This window comes from Duganella guangzhouensis (assembly GCF_009674535.1).
GTDB classification, from domain to species: domain Bacteria; phylum Pseudomonadota; class Gammaproteobacteria; order Burkholderiales; family Burkholderiaceae_D; genus Rugamonas; species Rugamonas guangzhouensis.
The window spans coordinates 415,313-430,918 of the sequence record NZ_WKJK01000002.1 but is presented as its reverse complement, the minus strand read 5'-3'; the positions used below and the strand labels follow the sequence as shown (position 1 = coordinate 430,918).

The window sequence follows — 15,606 nt, the reverse complement described above, 5'->3', positions numbered from 1 at the left end:
AATTTATGAGTTGGTTGGAAAAACTGCTACCCCCACGTATCCAGCGTTCCGACGCCGCCGCGCGCAAGACCATGCCGGAAGGTTTGTGGGTCAAATGCCCGTCGTGCGAAGCCGTACTGTACCGCACCGACCTGGAGTCGAACCTGCACGTTTGCCCGAAATGCGACCACCATATGCGCATCCGCGCCCGCGAGCGCCTGGACGCGCTGCTCGACGCCGGCGGCCGCTATGAAGTCGGCATGGACACCCTGCCAGTCGACACCCTGAAGTTCAAAGACAGCAAGAAATACCCGGACCGCCTGAAACAGGCGATGGAAGCCACCGGCGAAACCGATGCCCTGATCGTCATGGGCGGCTCCATCATGAGCCTGCCGGCCGTGGTGGCGTGCTTCGAATTCGAGTTCATGGGCGGCTCCATGGGTTCGGTGGTCGGCGAGCGCTTCGTGCGCGGCGCCCAAATGGCGCTGGAACAGAAAGTGCCGTTCATTTGCATCACCGCCACCGGCGGCGCCCGTATGCAGGAAGGTCTGCTGTCGCTGATGCAGATGGCCAAAACCACCGCCATGCTGACCAAGCTGGCCGACAAGAAACTGCCATTCATCAGCGTGCTGACCGACCCGACCATGGGTGGCGTGTCCGCCTCGTTCGCCTTCATGGGCGACGTCGTGATCGCTGAACCGAAAGCGCTGATCGGCTTCGCCGGCCCGCGCGTGATCGAAAACACCGTGCGCGAGAAATTGCCGGAAGGTTTCCAGCGCGCCGAGTTCCTGGTGCAAAAGGGCGCCGTCGACATGATCGTCGATCGCCGCAAGATGCGCGAAGAAATCGCCCGCCTGCTGGCACTGTTGCAAAATCAGCCAGTGGAAGTGCTCGCCTAAAAACAGGCCACACCCTCACGCTACGGCGCGCAATCGGATATCATCCGGCCTGCGCGCCGTTTTTCATTTCAGAGTCACATCATGTCGAACCTCCCAACTACTTTGCCCGCCTGGCTTGCGCTGCTCGAATCGCGCCACGCCGAAACCGTCATCAACATGGGCCTGGACCGCGTTCTCGCCGTCAAGGAACGCTTGCAACTGAGCTTCAGCTGCCCGGTCATCATGGTGGCCGGCACCAACGGCAAGGGCTCGACCTGCTCGATGCTGGAATCGATCCTGATGGGCGCCGGCTACAAGGTCGGCCTGTACATCAAGCCGCATTTCCTCGACTTCAACGAGCGTGCCCGCATCAACGGCGACATGGCCAGCGACGAAACGCTGGTGGCCGCCTTCAATGCCGTCGAGGCGGCGCGTGGCGACACCTCGCTGACCTATTTTGAATTCACCACGCTGGCCATCATGAAACTGCTGTCGGAAGCCGGCATGGACGTGGTGATCCTGGAAGTGGGCCTGGGCGGCCGCCTGGACGCGGTCAACATCGTTGATGCCGACGTTTCCATCGTCACCAGCGTCGATATCGACCACACCGATTACCTGGGTGATACCCGTGAAAAGATCGGCTTCGAGAAAGCCGGCATCTTCCGCGCCGGCAAAACCGCGATCTGCTCCGATCCAGTGCCGCCGCAAGCACTGATCGATCACGCCGAAGCCATCGGCGCCGACCTGTGGCTGATGGGCCGTGACTTCAACTACTCCGGCGACAAGCAGCAGTGGAGCTACGGCGGCCGTGGTCAGCGCCGCAATTCGCTAGCCTACCCGAGCTTGCGCGGAGCCAACCAGATTCTCAACGCCTGCGCCGCGCTGGCCGCGCTGGAAGCGCTCAAGCTGCAACTGCCGGTGGGCGCGCAGGAAGTGCGTACCGGCCTGGTGACGGTGGAATTGCCGGGCCGCTTCCAGGTGCTGCCGGGCCGTCCGACCATTATCCTCGACGTCGCGCACAACCCACACGCCGCCGCGGCACTGAATCAGAACCTGGGCAATATGGGCTTCCACCGCTACACCTACGCCGTGTTTGGCTCCATGCACGACAAGGATATCGATGGCGTGATCGCCGCCATGTCCGAGCACGTCGACCACTGGTGCCTGGCCACGCTGCCGTCGCCGCGTTCGGCCAGCGCCTCGGAACTGGCCGCCAAGGTGCAAATCGTGCAACCGGAGCGCGATGAGCGCACCATCAATGTGTTCGATGATCCGGCCGCCGCGTACGCAAATGCCATCAGCCGGGCCGGTGAGGATGATAGAATTGTGGTCTTTGGATCTTTCCTGACCGTTGCCGGTGTCATGGCAGCGCGAAAATCCTCACTCCATTGAATCCACAGGACTGAACGCACGCATGGGCTTGTTCTCGAAACTCGGTAAAAACAAGCAAGACACCGCTGGTCAAGACAGCGGTTATTACACCAGCGCAGACGACCAGGCGATGTCGGAGCGCGCCCGCGCCAAGCGCGCGTCCTCGGCCGATGGTCCGAAACGCCGCGCGCGCGAGCGCGAAGAGGACGACCCGGTGTTGCCGGAAAAGAAACGCGCGCGTCGCCGCCTGGTGGGGGCCATCATGCTGGCGCTGCTGGTCGCGGTCGGCCTGCCGATGCTGCTGGATTCCGAGCCCAAGCCGCTGTCGTCCGACATTGATATCAAAATCCCATCAAAAGACAAGCCGTCCGCCCGCGCCGCCGAACCGGTCGCGCAGGCGCCAGCCGCCGCCGCGCTGGACAGCCGGGAAGAGCTGGTCGACGACGTGAAGCCGGCCGCCAAGTCGGCTGCGGCTCCGGCGCCAGTCGCCGCCGTCGCGGCGCCGGTGGTGGCAGCGGTCGACACCAGCAAGCAGGACGCGGAGGCCAAGGCCCAAGCCAAGGCCGAGCGCGAACAAAGGGAACAGGAACGCAAGCAGGCTGATGCCAAGGCCGAAGCCAAGCTGAAAGCCGACAAGCAGGAAGCCGAACGCAAGCTGGCCGAAGCCAAGGCCGCCAAAGCCGCCGAGAAACCGGTCGAGAAGCCCGCTGAGAAAGTGGCTGAGAAGCCAGTCGCCAAATCGGAAGACGCGCGCGCGCTGGCCATCCTCGAAGGCAAGCCCGCCACGGCCGAGAAATTCGTGCTGCAGGTGGCCGCGCTGAGCGACCAGGCCAAGGCCGACGAATTGCGCGCCAAACTGAAAAACGCCGGCATCAGCTCCTTCACGCAGAAAACCCCGTCCGGCATCACCCGCGTGCGGGTCGGACCGTTCAGCAGCAAGGAAGAAGCCGAGAAGGTGAAAGCGAAGTTGAGCAGCATGGGCCTGGAAGGCCGCCTGGAAACCGTCTGACGTGACGATCTTCGACTACCTGGTGATCTTCGTGCTGGTGGCGTCGATCATCATCGGCGTGGTGCGCGGCCTGGTCAGCGAAGTGTTGTCGCTATTGAGCTGGGTGGTGGCGTTTGTGGTCGCCAACGCCTATGCACTGCCGCTGGCGCAGATGCTGCCGGAGGCGATACCGGGCGAGGTGCTGCGCCTGATTATCGCCTTTATCGCACTGTTCATCGGTGCGCGGATTTTAATGGGCCTGCTGTCGCTGGCGCTGGACGCCTTGCTGGAAGCGGGCGGCCTGAGCTGGATCGACCGCTCGCTGGGCGCCGTGTTCGGTTTGGCGCGCGGGCTTGTAATTGTGTTGGCAGCCGTCATCTTGAGTGGGATGACCTCGCTGCCGCAACAGGATTTTTGGAAGCATGCTGTATTGAGTCCGTATGCAGAGCAGGGCGCGCGCACGGTCAAACAGTATCTTCCCGCTGCGATGGCGCAGCATGTGAATTTTTGAATTCGTTAAATCTGTAGTACCTGTTCAGGAGCACCATCATGTGTGGCATTGTCGGCGTCGTTTCCCATCAACCTGTCAACCAAATGCTGTATGACGCCTTGCTGCTGCTGCAGCATCGCGGCCAGGATGCGGCCGGGATCGCGACCAATCACAGCAGCATGTTCGCCATGCACAAGGCCAATGGCCTGGTGCGCGACGTCTTCCGTACCCGTAATATGCGTACCCTGCAGGGTAACTCCGGTATCGGCCACTGCCGTTATCCGACCGCCGGCTCGTCCAGCGAGGAAGAAGCGCAGCCGTTCTACGTCAACGCACCGTTCGGCATCACGCTGGCGCACAACGGCAACCTGACCAACTGGGAACAGCTCAAGAAAGAGATGTTCATCAATGACCGTCGCCACATCAACACCGATTCCGATTCGGAAGTGCTGTTGAACGTGCTGGCGCACGAAATCCAGAAAGCCACCGTCGACATCTCGATCGACGCCGACACCATCTTCCAGGCCGTGGCAGTGTTGCACCGCCGGGTACGCGGCGGTTATGCCGCCGTGGCGCAGATCGCCGGTGTCGGCCTGCTGGCGTTCCGCGATCCGTTCGGTATCCGTCCGCTGTGCCTGGGCATCAATGAAACCCCGGAAGGCACCGAATACCTGATCGCCTCGGAATCGGTGGCGCTGGAAGGCATGGGCTTCCGCTTCGTGCGCGACATCGCGCCAGGCGAGGCGATCTTCATCGACAACGACAAGCAACTGCATTCGCGCCAGTGCGCCGACAATCCATCGCTGAACCCATGCGTGTTCGAATACGTCTACCTGGCGCGTCCGGACTCGGTGATCGATGGCGCCTCGGTGTACAACACCCGCCTGAAAATGGGCGAATACCTGGCCGAGAAAATCAAACGCCTGGGCCTGGCCGATGACATCGATGTCGTCATGCCGATTCCGGACTCGTCGCGTCCAGCCGCGATTCAGCTGGCGCTGACGCTGAAAAAAGAATACCGCGAAGGCTTCATCAAGAATCGCTACATCGGCCGTACCTTCATCATGCCGGGCCAGGCCGCGCGCAAGAAATCGGTACGCCAGAAGCTGAATGCGATTCCGGACGAATTCAAGGACAAAGTAGTGCTGCTGGTGGACGACTCCATCGTGCGCGGCACCACCAGCCGCGAGATCGTGCAGATGGCGCGCGATTCCGGCGCCAAGAAAGTGATCTTCGCCTCGGCCGCGCCGCCGGTGATCTACCCGAACGTGTACGGCATCGACATGCCGACCCGCGACGAGCTGATCGCCCACGGCCGCACCGTGGAAGAAGTGTGCCGCGAAATCACCGCCGACGCGCTGGTGTACCAGGATCTGGACGCGCTGAAGCGTGCCATCTCCGACGTCAACCCGGCGCTGCAGAACTTCGAAGCGTCGTGCTTTGACGGCGTGTATGTGACTGGCGATGTGACCCGCGAGTATCTGGATAAACTGGAATACGAGCGTCACCACCCGACCAAGGCGGCGGCGCCGGAAGATGCCGGCCGTTCGCAGCTGAATCTGAACCTGGCCGCCAGCGAAGCGTAATCATGACCGAGAAAAAGCACTACGGTTTCACCACCACCATTTTGCACGGCGACCGCCAGAAGGGCATCGAGCACGGCTCGCTGCACAAGCCGATCCACACCTCGGTCGCCTTCGGCTACGCCGACGCGCGCCAGCTGGCCTCGGTGTTCCAGGGCAAGGAGCCGGGCTTCCGCTACGGCCGCCAAGGCAACCCGACCATCTCCGCGCTGGAAGAAAAGGTCAACAAGATGGAGCAGGGTGTCGGCACCATCTGCTTCGCTACCGGCATGGGTGCGATTGGCGCCGTGGTGCAGGCGCTGCTGCGCGCTGGCGATCACGTGGTGTCGTCGTCCTTCCTGTTCGGTAACACCAACAGCCTGTGGCAGACCGCCATGACCCAGGGCATCGGCGTATCGTTTGTTGACGCCACCGATGTCGCCAACGTCGAAGCGGCGATCACCGACAACACCCGCGTGGTGTTCGTCGAGACCATCGCCAATCCGCGCACGCAAGTGGCGGATCTGAAGCGCATTGGTGAACTGTGCCAGGCGCGCGGCATCCTGTACGTGGTCGACAACACCATGACCACGCCTTACCTGTTCCAGCCGAAAGCGGTGGGCGCGGGCCTGGTGGTGAATGCGCTGACCAAATCGATCGGTGGCCACGGCAACGCGCTGGGCGGCAGCATCACCGACACCGGCGCCTACGACTGGACCAGGTTCCCGAACATCTACGAGAACTACAAAAAGGCCGCGCCGCTGCAGTGGGGCTTGGCACAGATCCGCGCCAAGGCGCTGCGCGACTTCGGCTCCTCGCTGGCGCCGGATGCGGCCCACCACATCGCGGTCGGCGCCGAAACGCTGGCACTGCGCATGCAGCGCACCACTGCCAACGCGCTGGCGCTGGCCGAGTTGCTGGAGAAAGATGAACGGGTTGCTGCGGTCTACTATCCGGGTCTGAAATCGCATCCGCAGCACGGCATCAGCGCCGAGCTGTTCCGCGCGCACGGCTCGCTGCTGAGCTTTGAGCTGAAGGATGGGCTGGATTGCTTCGACTTCCTGAACCGCCTGAAGCTGGCGATTCCGGCGTCCAACCTGGGCGACAACCGCACGTTGATCATCCCGGTCGCGCACACCATCTTCTACGAGATGGGCGCCGAGCGCCGCGCCTCGATGGGGATCGCGGAATCGCTGATCCGCGTTTCGGTCGGTATCGAAGACACCGACGATCTGCTGGACGACTTCTGCACCGCGCTGGAAGGTTGCTGACGTCATGCGCGCGCTGATCGCCACCGGCCTGTTCGCTGCAGCATCCGCAGCCCAGGCCGGCGATCACCGTGTCGAAATCGATTACTACACGCGGCATTACGACGGCGCCGACATCGCGCTGTCGCACTTCCACTGCGGCGCCGCCGACGCCGTGCGGACCGAGGCCGAACGCGCTGCCTGGTTGGACTGCTACCAACGCTTCCGAAGCAACTATCAGGCGGCGCTACCGATCGGGCGCAGCATTCCCTCGGAGGTGGCCGATGCCATGACCGACGCCGAACTGGCCGCAGCGCAAAGATTGATGAATCAAGTGTTTGTGCAGGTCGCACAGGAGGCACGCCTGCAAGCCGTGATGGTCATGCAGGCGCGAGGGGAGAAACTTAGTGCCAGGTCCGCATCAGACCAACGGCCAAGCCTTCCAGGGCAAACTCATCCGCTTCCGGATCTACCTTGATGATCTTGAAGTCCGGATTTTCCGGCAGCAGCTCGACCAGCGAACCGGTCTTGCGGTAGCGCTTGACGGTCACTTCGCTGCCGATGCGGGCCACCACGATCTGGCCATTCTTCGCGCTATCCACTTTCTTCACCGCCAGCAGATCGCCGTCCATGATACCGGCATCGCGCATCGACTCGCCGCGCACCTTCAGCAGGTAATCCGGTTTGGCGGCAAACATGGCCGGATCGACGCTATAGCTGGCCTCCAGATTTTCCTGCGCCAGGATAGGCGAACCGGCGGCCACACGGCCGATCAGCGGCAGCGACATCATCAGCGCGGCCGGCACTTTCGGCGTTGCCGGCTCGGCGTGCACGCCCAGCAAACGGATGCCGCGCGAAGTGCCGGCGGCGATCTCGATCGCCCCCTTGCGCGCCAGCGCCTGCAAATGTTCCTCGGCCGCGTTGGCGGACTTGAAGCCCAATTCGTTAGCGATCTCGGCGCGAGTCGGCGGGAAGCCGGTATTTTCGATCGCGTCCTTAATCAGATTCAGGATTTGTTCCTGGCGTGCAGTGAGCTTAAGCATGAGTACAGTAGCCTGTGGATATAGACAGTCTGTATTTTTGTACAGTATGGCTCCCAATGCAAGAGAAATTCTTCCTTTCATCAAAAAAAACGGGGTCAGGTCCATCATTTCTACACGAACTCAACCGCATCGCGGTTGAGTTCGTGTAGAAATGATGGACCTGACCCCGGAGTTTATTGCGGGATCGTTAGCGTGGTTGGGGTGGTGTTGAGCGGTATGGTTGGGCTCAGCGGCAGGGGCTTGCCGTTGCGCTCGACGATGATGCGGGCCGTCGGCGTGGTGGGGGTGCGTGCTGCTAGCTGCAGTTGGATGGCGCCGCTGCGCGGGTCGTAATCGGCGCTGGCGATTTTGCCGGCTTCCAGGGTGATCCAGGTGCGCGTCGGGGCGATGAACAGGCGGCTGCGGGCGCTGTCTTTCGGGGTGATGTGGAGTACGCCGTCGCTGTCTTGTTGCAGGTTGGCGCCGAACGCCAGCCAGCCGAAGGTGGGGTCCTTCAGTACGTAGGTGGCGGTTGCGTAGGCGTGGCCGTAGAAGCCCATGCCGTAGTCGCCGCTGTAGGCGTCCCAGCGCATCATGTCCGGCCACGAGTGGAACGCGGCCGAGGAGAAGCCTTGCTGGTCGATGTTGGTGATGCCGCCCATCAGGCCGCCATAGGCGACGCGCAGCAGGTGCAGGTCGGATGGGTTGGCGCGGTAGGCGTCGAACAGCGGCACGGCGTTCAGCGTTGAGCCGTAGTGGTGGATCTGGCGTTCGATGCGTTTGGTTTTGCCGCCGTACAGGAAGTCCCAGTAGCGGCGGGCGTTGCCGTTGTAGCCCCAGCTTGGTATGGTCGGGTCGTAGCCGAGGATGACTTCGCGCGTGATGTCGGCCTGTTTCTGGTAGCCGAAGTAACGCATCCAGGCGTAGACCTCGGCCTGGCCGGTCGAATCCCAGGCCATTTCGCTGCCGAATGGATAGGCCAGTGTGCGCCAGTGATCGGCGCGCTGTTTCATCATGCGTTCCATGTCGGCGGCTTCGGTTTGCATGCCTTCGCGTTGCAGGTCTTTCAGGATGTCGACGAAGACGTCGCCTTCCATCAGGCCGAATTGTGCGTATTCGGGTGCGTCCCGCTCCATCGCGACCACGGTCTGATAGGCGTGCTGCAGATACCAGCGCCAGTCGTGCGCGCTGACCAGGCCGGTGTGGTTGCGCGCCAGGCGGTACAGCACCCAGTGGCCGATGGCGACGTGCGGGTAGTTGTAGGCGCGGCCGAGATCGGCGGCGTCTTTCTGTGACCACGAGGTCCAGCTCTTCCAGTCTGCCTTGGGATCGTAGTATTGCGGGAAGGCTTGTGGGGCGTAGTAGAACAGGCTCTTGCGTACGGCGCCGGCTTGCGGGCCGTCTGCCACTTGCAGCTTGCCGACCACGGTTTCGTTGACCATGCGCTCCAGTTTGGCGACTTCGCCGGCGTCCGGGTTGTCCAGTTGCTTCATGATGGCGGCGACCCAACTGCCACCACCGCCTTCGTCGCTCATGCCGGAGATCCAGACGCGGGTGTCGCCGGTGACGATGCGGTTGGCTTCGCGGTCGTAGGTCAGGATCGAGGGCGCGCGTTTGAACGGGTCGTTGTGGTCGTCAAACCATTGCTGGGTGGTGGAGAAGCGGCCCAGGTCGGCCATGGTCTGCTCCAGCGGCTTGGTGATGAAGTAGCTGATGGTTTGTACGCTGTGGTCGGCATAGGTGATGCTCAGCCGCGCCGGTCCCCAGCCCTGCGCCTTGATCGTGTAGCGCTGCCAGCCTTTGGCGCTGTCGGGTGCGGCCACCGGTGTGGCGATCAGTGCGTTGGCCGGTTCGGCGCTGATGCTGGCCACTTTCTGCGGGCTGTGCAGGAATAGCGTTGCGTCCAGATCGGTCGGCACCACGTAGCCGGGCACGCCCATCGCGACCGGGCGGCGCGCGGCGATTAGTGTTGGCTCAATCGCGCGGATCTCCGGCGCGGTGACGAAGCGAACGCCCACCGTGCGTCGCTCGCCGGGCTTGAGCGTGAAGCTGGTCGGCACGTTCCACTGTTGGCCGGCGTTCTTCCATTCGTTCTCGGCGTAGGCTTTGCTGGCCACGGTCCAGTCGTAGAAGCCTTCGGCGGTCTGGGCGCGCTTGCTGCCATCCTCGATCGGGCGCCACGCTTCCAGCGGCGTGCGGCTTTCCGGCAGCACCAGCAAGACGGGGCCGTGGCCGTTGAGGCGCGTCACCTGCACATAGCCGGCGTCGCGGCCGATGTAGGGATCGGCAAAGCTGGCGCTCGCATGCGCCTGCTCCAGCGTGCGGTCGGTGATGATGTTGTCGAACACCATGGGCATGCCCAGGCCGCCCACTTCGACCGCACGCGACGAGCGGTTAATCAGTGTGAATTGCAGCGCCAGTCCGTCGCCGGACTTGCGCCAGCGTCGCTCCACCGTCAGCGGCAGGGCGGTGCCCAGCGTGGCCGTGATGTCGGCCGCCGCCAGCACGCCGGTGGCGGGCAGCACGCGTACCGGCTTGCGGGCGCGCGCCGAGTCGTATTCCTGCCAGGCGCCATCGCCGCTGCGCAGGCGCAGCGTCAGGTCGCCGATGTGGTGATAGCCATTGCCGCGCCGTTCCTCGGCGCGGGTGCCGGGCACAAAGTCGAAGCTGGGATCGCTGACTGGCGTCAACCTGGCCAGTGTTTGGGTGTCGCCACGCAAGGCCAGCAACAGTTGCGGCGTGCTGTAAGCCTGGTCGGCGGCGGTGGCGGGGAGGGCGAAGGCGAGAACTAGGAGAGCAGGAAATATTTTCATGCGGACAATAGTAGCATCGGGCGCCGGATTGATTGATAGCTTTTTGCGAGTCCAATCCGGCGCCTGGCATCAGAAGTGGTAATTGATGCCGAAGGTGATGGTTTTGAATTTCAGGCCGCTGCCGAGGTTGTCGTCCTTGCTCCAGTCCTTGGACAGGTTGTAAGCCAGCACTTCGATATTCGTGCTCAATACCGGCGACCAGGCCCATTCGGCGCCGGCGCCGGCGGTCCAGCCGTATTTGCCGGTACGCACGCCGGCATCATCCAGCCGGCCGAACGCCACGCCGCCGGTCCCGTACAGGAACAGGCGTTCATCCAGCAGCAGCGAACCGCCACGAATGCGGCCGCTCGCCAGCAGTGGCAGTTTGAGATGCGGCGACAGCGTGCCAGCATTGCCGGCTTCGATGCGGGTGGCGTCGAAGCTGTTTTCTATGCCGATCACAAACGCCGGGCTGAGGCGGTAGTTGTAGCCGAGCTGGATGCCGCCGACCGCGCCGCTGCCGTCGCCATTGAAGCTGCCCAGCCGCGTATTGATGGTGTCGGTGTCGGTGGTGCCGCGACCGGCGTTGATGCCGCCGTAGAAGCCGCTCCATGGTTCGGCCGCACCGGCCACAAGACAGGCGCTCAGGCCGGCGAGTGCGGCGGCGCCGCGCAGGAAATTGTTGTTCATGGCTTGCTCCTTATTGCAGTTGGGTCAGTAGTTCTTCGGCGCCTTTTTCCAGCCCGGTGCGGGCGGCGCTCAGTGCGCCAAAGGTGGCGCCCACATTCATGGCGTTCGGATACTGCCGGGCCAGATACGCCTTGAGTAGCCGGTCGTCCATGGCGTCATACACCGCGACTGAATAGCTGACCGAGCCCATGAAGATGCCTTCCTTGCCGCGCAACGATTGCACCGCGTTGTACGGCAAGCCCACCAGGTCGAAGCGGGTAACGGTGGAGACCACGGCGGTATTGGTGCTGGCGCCGGTCAAGGTCAGCCGCAGACGCAGCGTGCCGGGGCGGGCGCTGTCGCTGAGGTGGAAGCGGCTGCCCAGCGCCTGGCTGAATTGCTGTTGCATCGCGGCCGCCAGTTCGCGCTTGTCCTGTTCCGACAAGTCGCCGAACTGGTGGTCGGCGCCGCGATAGATGCTCACCGGTTCGATGATGATGGCCTGGTAGTTGTCCCAGCGCGCCGTGTCGGCGTAGGAATACGGCCGCGTCGGCGCGCTGTCGGGTTGCAGCCGCGATGCAGTCGGCAGGTCGGCATAGCGCGCCGGCGGCGTGCCGGCGCAACCGGCCAGCGCCACCACGGCAGCGCAGCCCAGCAGGGCGGGGAGGGGGAGGTGAGTCGCCAAGATAGTCCTCTTTGAGTGGATGAAGATACGTTTGGTCGACCGGTGCGCTCGGAGGAATCCGCTAATGACCGATCGATCATATTCATCCTAACACGATAATGATCGATCGGTCATTAGTGTTCGAGGCTAAGATAAGGTTTTTACTAACCGATCGTTCATGATGGATGTCCCCGCCAAGAAGAGAGTGCGCCTGTCCACCGAGGTGCGGCGTCAGCAGATCCTGGACGCGGCGCTGACCGAGTTCACCGCGCTGGGCTTCAACGCCGCCAGTATTTCCAAGATCGCCGCCCGGGCCGGGATGTCGAAGGCGAATCTGTATGTGCACTTTGCCAACAAGGATGAGATTTTCGAGACGCTGCTGAAGGATGTGCTGCAGCCGGCCTTGGGCGCCTGGCAGTTGCCGCCGGCCGGCGCCAGCGTCGAGCACGCGCTGGACGCCTATATCGACCACCAATATGAGCAAATGACGCCGCAAATGGTGTCGATCATGAAACTGCTGATCTCCGAGAGTCACCGCGTGCCGGAGCTGATCCGTCGCTGGCAGGACGAGACGGTGCTGCCGGCGCACCGCGAGCAGCAGGCCCGGATCGACCAATACGTGGCCGATGGCGCCCTGCAAAAAACGCCGCTGACCGACAATTTCAGCTTCATCATGGCGCCGGTGCTGTACGCCGTGATCTGCAAGCTGATCTTTACGCCCGAGGTGGCCGAGACCGAGCGCCAGAAGACCCGCGCCACCCACCGCCAACTGATCCGGCTGTTGCTGAAAGCGCCGTGAGCGCCAGTGCTGGCGCGGGCCGGGCTGGCATTTTGTCAAAAAAGCTGATATAGTCGCGGGCTTACCTCTTCCCACACCTGTCTTGACGCCAGGGTGGGCTATTTATCAAGTCCTTAAGGGAGTTATACATGCGTCACTACGAAATCGTATTTATCGTCCATCCGGACCAGAGCGAGCAAGTGCCCGCCATGATCGAACGTTACAAAACCACCGTAACGACCCGCGGCGGTGCTGTGCACCGCGTGGAAGATTGGGGCCGCCGTCAAATGGCTTACTCGATCCAGAAACTGGCCAAGGCTCACTACATCTGCCTGAACATCGAGTGCGACAACGAGACCCTGGTCGAGCTGGAAACCGCATTCAAATTCAATGATGCCGTGCTGCGTCACCTGACCGTCAAGCTGAAGAAAGCGGAAACCGCTCCTTCGCCGATGATGAAGTCGGTACAACGTGAAGATGCAGCGAAATCGCATCGCGCCGAAGCACAAGCCGCAGCTCCAGCCGCCGCTTAATTGTTCTGAGAAGGAATCGCGCTGAACCAGCTTCAGTTCATCGCCCTCATCGCCGAACGGGATGCAATTCGTTACACCCCGGCCGGCATGCCGATCGTGAATGCGGTACTCCAGCACCGATCGCAGCAGATGGAGGCGGGCATCGCCCGGTTGACCGAGTTTGACGTGTCCGCAGTTGCTGCGGGCGAGATTTCAGGCCGGTTTAATCAGGCGCCACTGGCGGGGCTGTATCAGTTCACCGGTTTCCTCAACAAGAAAAGCCGCAATAGCAAAAGCCTGGTGTTTCACATCATTGATTTTAGTGCTGTCACAGACAGCTCAATTTAAATACAGGAGCCTAAAATGGCATTCGGTAAAAAGTTCGACAAAAACAAGCTCAAGCTGAAAGAAAAGCGCAAGCAACAAAACCCACTGTTCAAACGTAAGAAGTTCTGCCGCTTCACCGCTGCAAACGTTGAGCAAGTGGACTACAAAGACGTAGACACCCTGAAAGACTTCGTCCAGGAAAACGGCAAAATCATGCCAGCACGTCTGACCGGCACCAAGGCGCACTACCAGCGTCAAGTTGACACCGCCATCAAACGCGCTCGCTATCTGGCCCTGCTGCCGTACACCGATCTGCACAACGCTTAATCGCGGCAGAGTAACTGGAGAAGAACTATGCAAATCATTCTGTTGGAAAAAGTTGTCAACCTGGGCAACCTGGGTGAAGTCGTTAAAGTTAAAGACGGCTACGCACGTAACTTCCTGATCCCGCAAAAAATGGCCCGTCGTGCAACCACGTCGGCTATCGCGGAATTCGAAGCCAAGCGCGCCGAACTGGAAAAAGCTGCTGCCGCTAAACTGGCTGCCGCTCAAGCCCAAGGCGAAAAACTGAACGGCATGACCGTGACCGTATCGCAGAAAGCCGGCGTTGATGGCCGTCTGTTCGGTTCGGTAACCAACTTCGACATCGCTGAAGCCCTGACCAAAGCCGGTTTCGCTGTTGAAAAAGCCGCTGTGCGCCTGCCTACCGGTCCGCTGAAGACCACGGGCGAGTTCCCAGTCAGCGTTGCTCTGCACACCGACGTGGTGGTAGAAGTGACCGTTGCCGTTGTAGGCGAAGCCGCCTAAGACTGGACCGGGCGGCAACGCCCGTCTAGTTTTGCAACACCCTTGAAGAAAGCCGGGCTCGCCCGGCTTTTTTCTCGTCATAAATTTTGTAGTCCGGCACAAGCAGGTATAATTCGCGCCATGAACGCCCCCTCCGATCCGCAAGTCGATTCGCTCCGCGTCCCGCCGCACTCCATCGAAGCAGAACAGTCTGTCATCGGTGGCCTGTTGCGCGATAACGCCTCGTTCGACCGCATTGCGGACATGATGCAGCCGGAAGATTTCTACCGCTACGATCACCGCATCATCTTCGAACAGATCGTGCGCATGATTAACAGCTCGCGCCCGGCCGACGTCATCACCGTGTTCGAGAACCTGACCCAGCTGGGCAAGGCCGAGGAAGTCGGCGGCCTGGCCTATTTGAACGCGATGGCGCAGAACACGCCGTCGGCGGCCAACATCCGCCGCTATGCCGAAATCGTGCGCGACCGTTCGGTGCTGCGCCAGCTGATCACGGTGGCCGACGATATCTCCGGTCAGGCGTTCAGCCCGCAGGGCAAGGAAACCAAGGAAATCCTGGACGAGGCCGAGTCGCGCATCTTCGCGATCGCCGAGCAGGGCGCGCGTGGCGCCGCCGGCTGGCTGGCGGTGCAGCCGCTGCTGACCCAGGTGGTGGAGCGCATCGACGAACTGTACTCGCGCGACAACCAGTCTGAAATCACCGGCGTGCCGACCGGCTTCATCGATCTCGACCGCATGACCTCGGGTCTGCAGGGCGGCGATCTGGTGATTGTGGCCGGCCGTCCGTCGATGGGCAAGACCGCGTTTTCTGTGAATATCGGCGAAAACGTCGCGATCGAAGCCGGCCTGCCGGTCGCCATCTTCTCGATGGAGATGGGCGGCGCCCAGCTGGCGATGCGTATGCTGGGTTCGGTCGGCCAGCTCGACCAGCACCGCCTGCGCACCGGCCGTCTGAACGACGAGGACTGGCCGCGCCTGACGCACGCGATTCAAAAAATGAACGACGCCCAGGTGTTCATCGACGAAACCCCGGCGCTGAATCCGATCGAGATGCGCGCCCGCGCGCGCCGGCTGGCGCGTCAATGCGGCAAGCTCGGCCTGATCATCGTCGACTACCTGCAGCTGATGCAGGGTTCCAAGGCGGGCGACAACCGCGCCTCCGAGATTTCCGAGATTTCGCGTTCGCTGAAAGGCCTGGCCAAGGAGCTGGGCTGCCCGGTGATCGCGCTGTCACAGCTGAACCGCTCGCTGGAGCAACGTCCCAACAAACGTCCCGTCATGTCCGACTTGCGCGAATCCGGCGCTATCGAGCAGGATGCGGACGTCATCATCTTCCTGTATCGCGACGAGGTCTACAATCCCGACTCGCCGGATAAGGGAACCGCTGAGATCATCATCGGTAAGCAGCGTAACGGTCCAATTGGCGCGGTGCGTCTGACCTGGATCGGCGCCTACACCAAGTTTGGCAATTACTCCGGTAATTTGGCAACTTACCAGGGCGACTAAATCTTTACGCCGGC

Annotated in this window: 17 protein-coding genes; 13 read left to right on the top strand and 4 right to left on the bottom strand. The window is 62.1% G+C overall.

The window, feature by feature from the left end:
- The first annotated feature begins 5 nt into the window (after positions 1-5).
- The 7 genes from accD (at position 6) to GJ699_RS05085 (ending at position 6,993) form a co-directional block, all read left to right on the top strand.
- Positions 6-878 (top strand): acetyl-CoA carboxylase, carboxyltransferase subunit beta, encoded by an 873-nt coding sequence (gene accD / locus GJ699_RS05115; RefSeq protein WP_154373734.1) that lies wholly within the window; start codon positions 6-8, stop codon positions 876-878.
- A gap of 81 nt (positions 879-959) precedes the next feature.
- Positions 960-2,249 (top strand): bifunctional tetrahydrofolate synthase/dihydrofolate synthase, encoded by a 1,290-nt coding sequence (folC, locus tag GJ699_RS05110; RefSeq protein ID WP_154373732.1) that lies wholly within the window; start codon positions 960-962, stop codon positions 2,247-2,249.
- Positions 2,250-2,271: 22 nt separating this feature from the next.
- Positions 2,272-3,237 (top strand): SPOR domain-containing protein, encoded by a 966-nt coding sequence (locus GJ699_RS05105; protein WP_154373730.1) that lies wholly within the window; start codon positions 2,272-2,274, stop codon positions 3,235-3,237.
- 1 nt (position 3,238) lies between these two features.
- A complete protein-coding gene (locus tag GJ699_RS05100) occupies positions 3,239-3,727 on the top strand; it encodes a CvpA family protein (protein WP_371867459.1) in 489 nt (162 codons plus the stop codon).
- Positions 3,728-3,765: 38 nt separating this feature from the next.
- The gene (gene purF, locus GJ699_RS05095; protein ID WP_154373728.1) at positions 3,766-5,292 is read left to right on the top strand and encodes an amidophosphoribosyltransferase; all 1,527 of its coding nucleotides are present in this window, start codon (positions 3,766-3,768) and stop codon (positions 5,290-5,292) included.
- A gap of 2 nt (positions 5,293-5,294) precedes the next feature.
- A complete protein-coding gene (locus tag GJ699_RS05090) occupies positions 5,295-6,539 on the top strand; it encodes a cystathionine gamma-synthase family protein (RefSeq protein WP_154373726.1) in 1,245 nt (414 codons plus the stop codon).
- 4 nt (positions 6,540-6,543) lie between these two features.
- A complete protein-coding gene (locus tag GJ699_RS05085) occupies positions 6,544-6,993 on the top strand; it encodes a hypothetical protein (protein WP_195763461.1) in 450 nt (149 codons plus the stop codon).
- On the opposite strand, the gene lexA is transcribed toward GJ699_RS05085, so the two are convergent.
- From lexA to GJ699_RS05065, 4 genes are all read right to left on the bottom strand, one after another.
- Positions 6,920-7,558: a transcriptional repressor LexA gene (gene lexA, locus GJ699_RS05080; RefSeq protein WP_154373724.1), complete on the bottom strand. Its 639-nt coding sequence runs from the start codon at positions 7,556-7,558 to the stop codon at positions 6,920-6,922. The genes GJ699_RS05085 and lexA overlap by 74 nt on opposite strands.
- Positions 7,559-7,731: 173 nt before the next feature.
- Positions 7,732-10,350, bottom strand: coding sequence for a DUF5695 domain-containing protein (locus tag GJ699_RS05075; protein ID WP_229261947.1), 2,619 nt, complete (start codon positions 10,348-10,350; stop codon positions 7,732-7,734).
- 69 nt (positions 10,351-10,419) lie between these two features.
- Entirely contained in the window at positions 10,420-11,019 is a 600-nt protein-coding gene (locus GJ699_RS05070; RefSeq protein WP_154373722.1) for an outer membrane protein, read from the bottom strand.
- A 10-nt stretch (positions 11,020-11,029) separates the two neighbouring features.
- A complete protein-coding gene (locus GJ699_RS05065) occupies positions 11,030-11,683 on the bottom strand; it encodes a DUF3313 domain-containing protein (RefSeq protein ID WP_154373720.1) in 654 nt (217 codons plus the stop codon).
- 157 nt (positions 11,684-11,840) lie between these two features.
- Here GJ699_RS05065 and GJ699_RS05060 point away from each other — a divergent pair, with 157 nt between their 5' ends.
- The 6 genes from GJ699_RS05060 (at position 11,841) to GJ699_RS05035 (ending at position 15,592) form a co-directional block, all read left to right on the top strand.
- Positions 11,841-12,461, top strand: coding sequence for a TetR/AcrR family transcriptional regulator (locus GJ699_RS05060; RefSeq protein ID WP_154373718.1), 621 nt, complete (start codon positions 11,841-11,843; stop codon positions 12,459-12,461).
- 128 nt (positions 12,462-12,589) lie between these two features.
- On the top strand, positions 12,590-12,973 hold the full coding sequence (gene rpsF, locus GJ699_RS05055) for a 30S ribosomal protein S6 (RefSeq protein ID WP_154373716.1): 384 nt from the start codon (positions 12,590-12,592) through the stop codon (positions 12,971-12,973).
- Between the two features lie 21 nt (positions 12,974-12,994).
- Entirely contained in the window at positions 12,995-13,300 is a 306-nt protein-coding gene (gene priB / locus GJ699_RS05050) for a primosomal replication protein N (protein WP_154373714.1), read from the top strand.
- A gap of 15 nt (positions 13,301-13,315) precedes the next feature.
- Positions 13,316-13,606, top strand: coding sequence for a 30S ribosomal protein S18 (rpsR, locus tag GJ699_RS05045; protein WP_154373712.1), 291 nt, complete (start codon positions 13,316-13,318; stop codon positions 13,604-13,606).
- A 27-nt stretch (positions 13,607-13,633) separates the two neighbouring features.
- The gene (gene rplI / locus GJ699_RS05040; protein WP_154373710.1) at positions 13,634-14,086 is read left to right on the top strand and encodes a 50S ribosomal protein L9; all 453 of its coding nucleotides are present in this window, start codon (positions 13,634-13,636) and stop codon (positions 14,084-14,086) included.
- Positions 14,087-14,206: 120 nt separating this feature from the next.
- Complete coding sequence (locus GJ699_RS05035) at positions 14,207-15,592, top strand: replicative DNA helicase (protein ID WP_154373707.1); 1,386 nt, start codon at positions 14,207-14,209, stop codon at positions 15,590-15,592.
- Positions 15,593-15,606 lie beyond the last annotated feature (14 nt).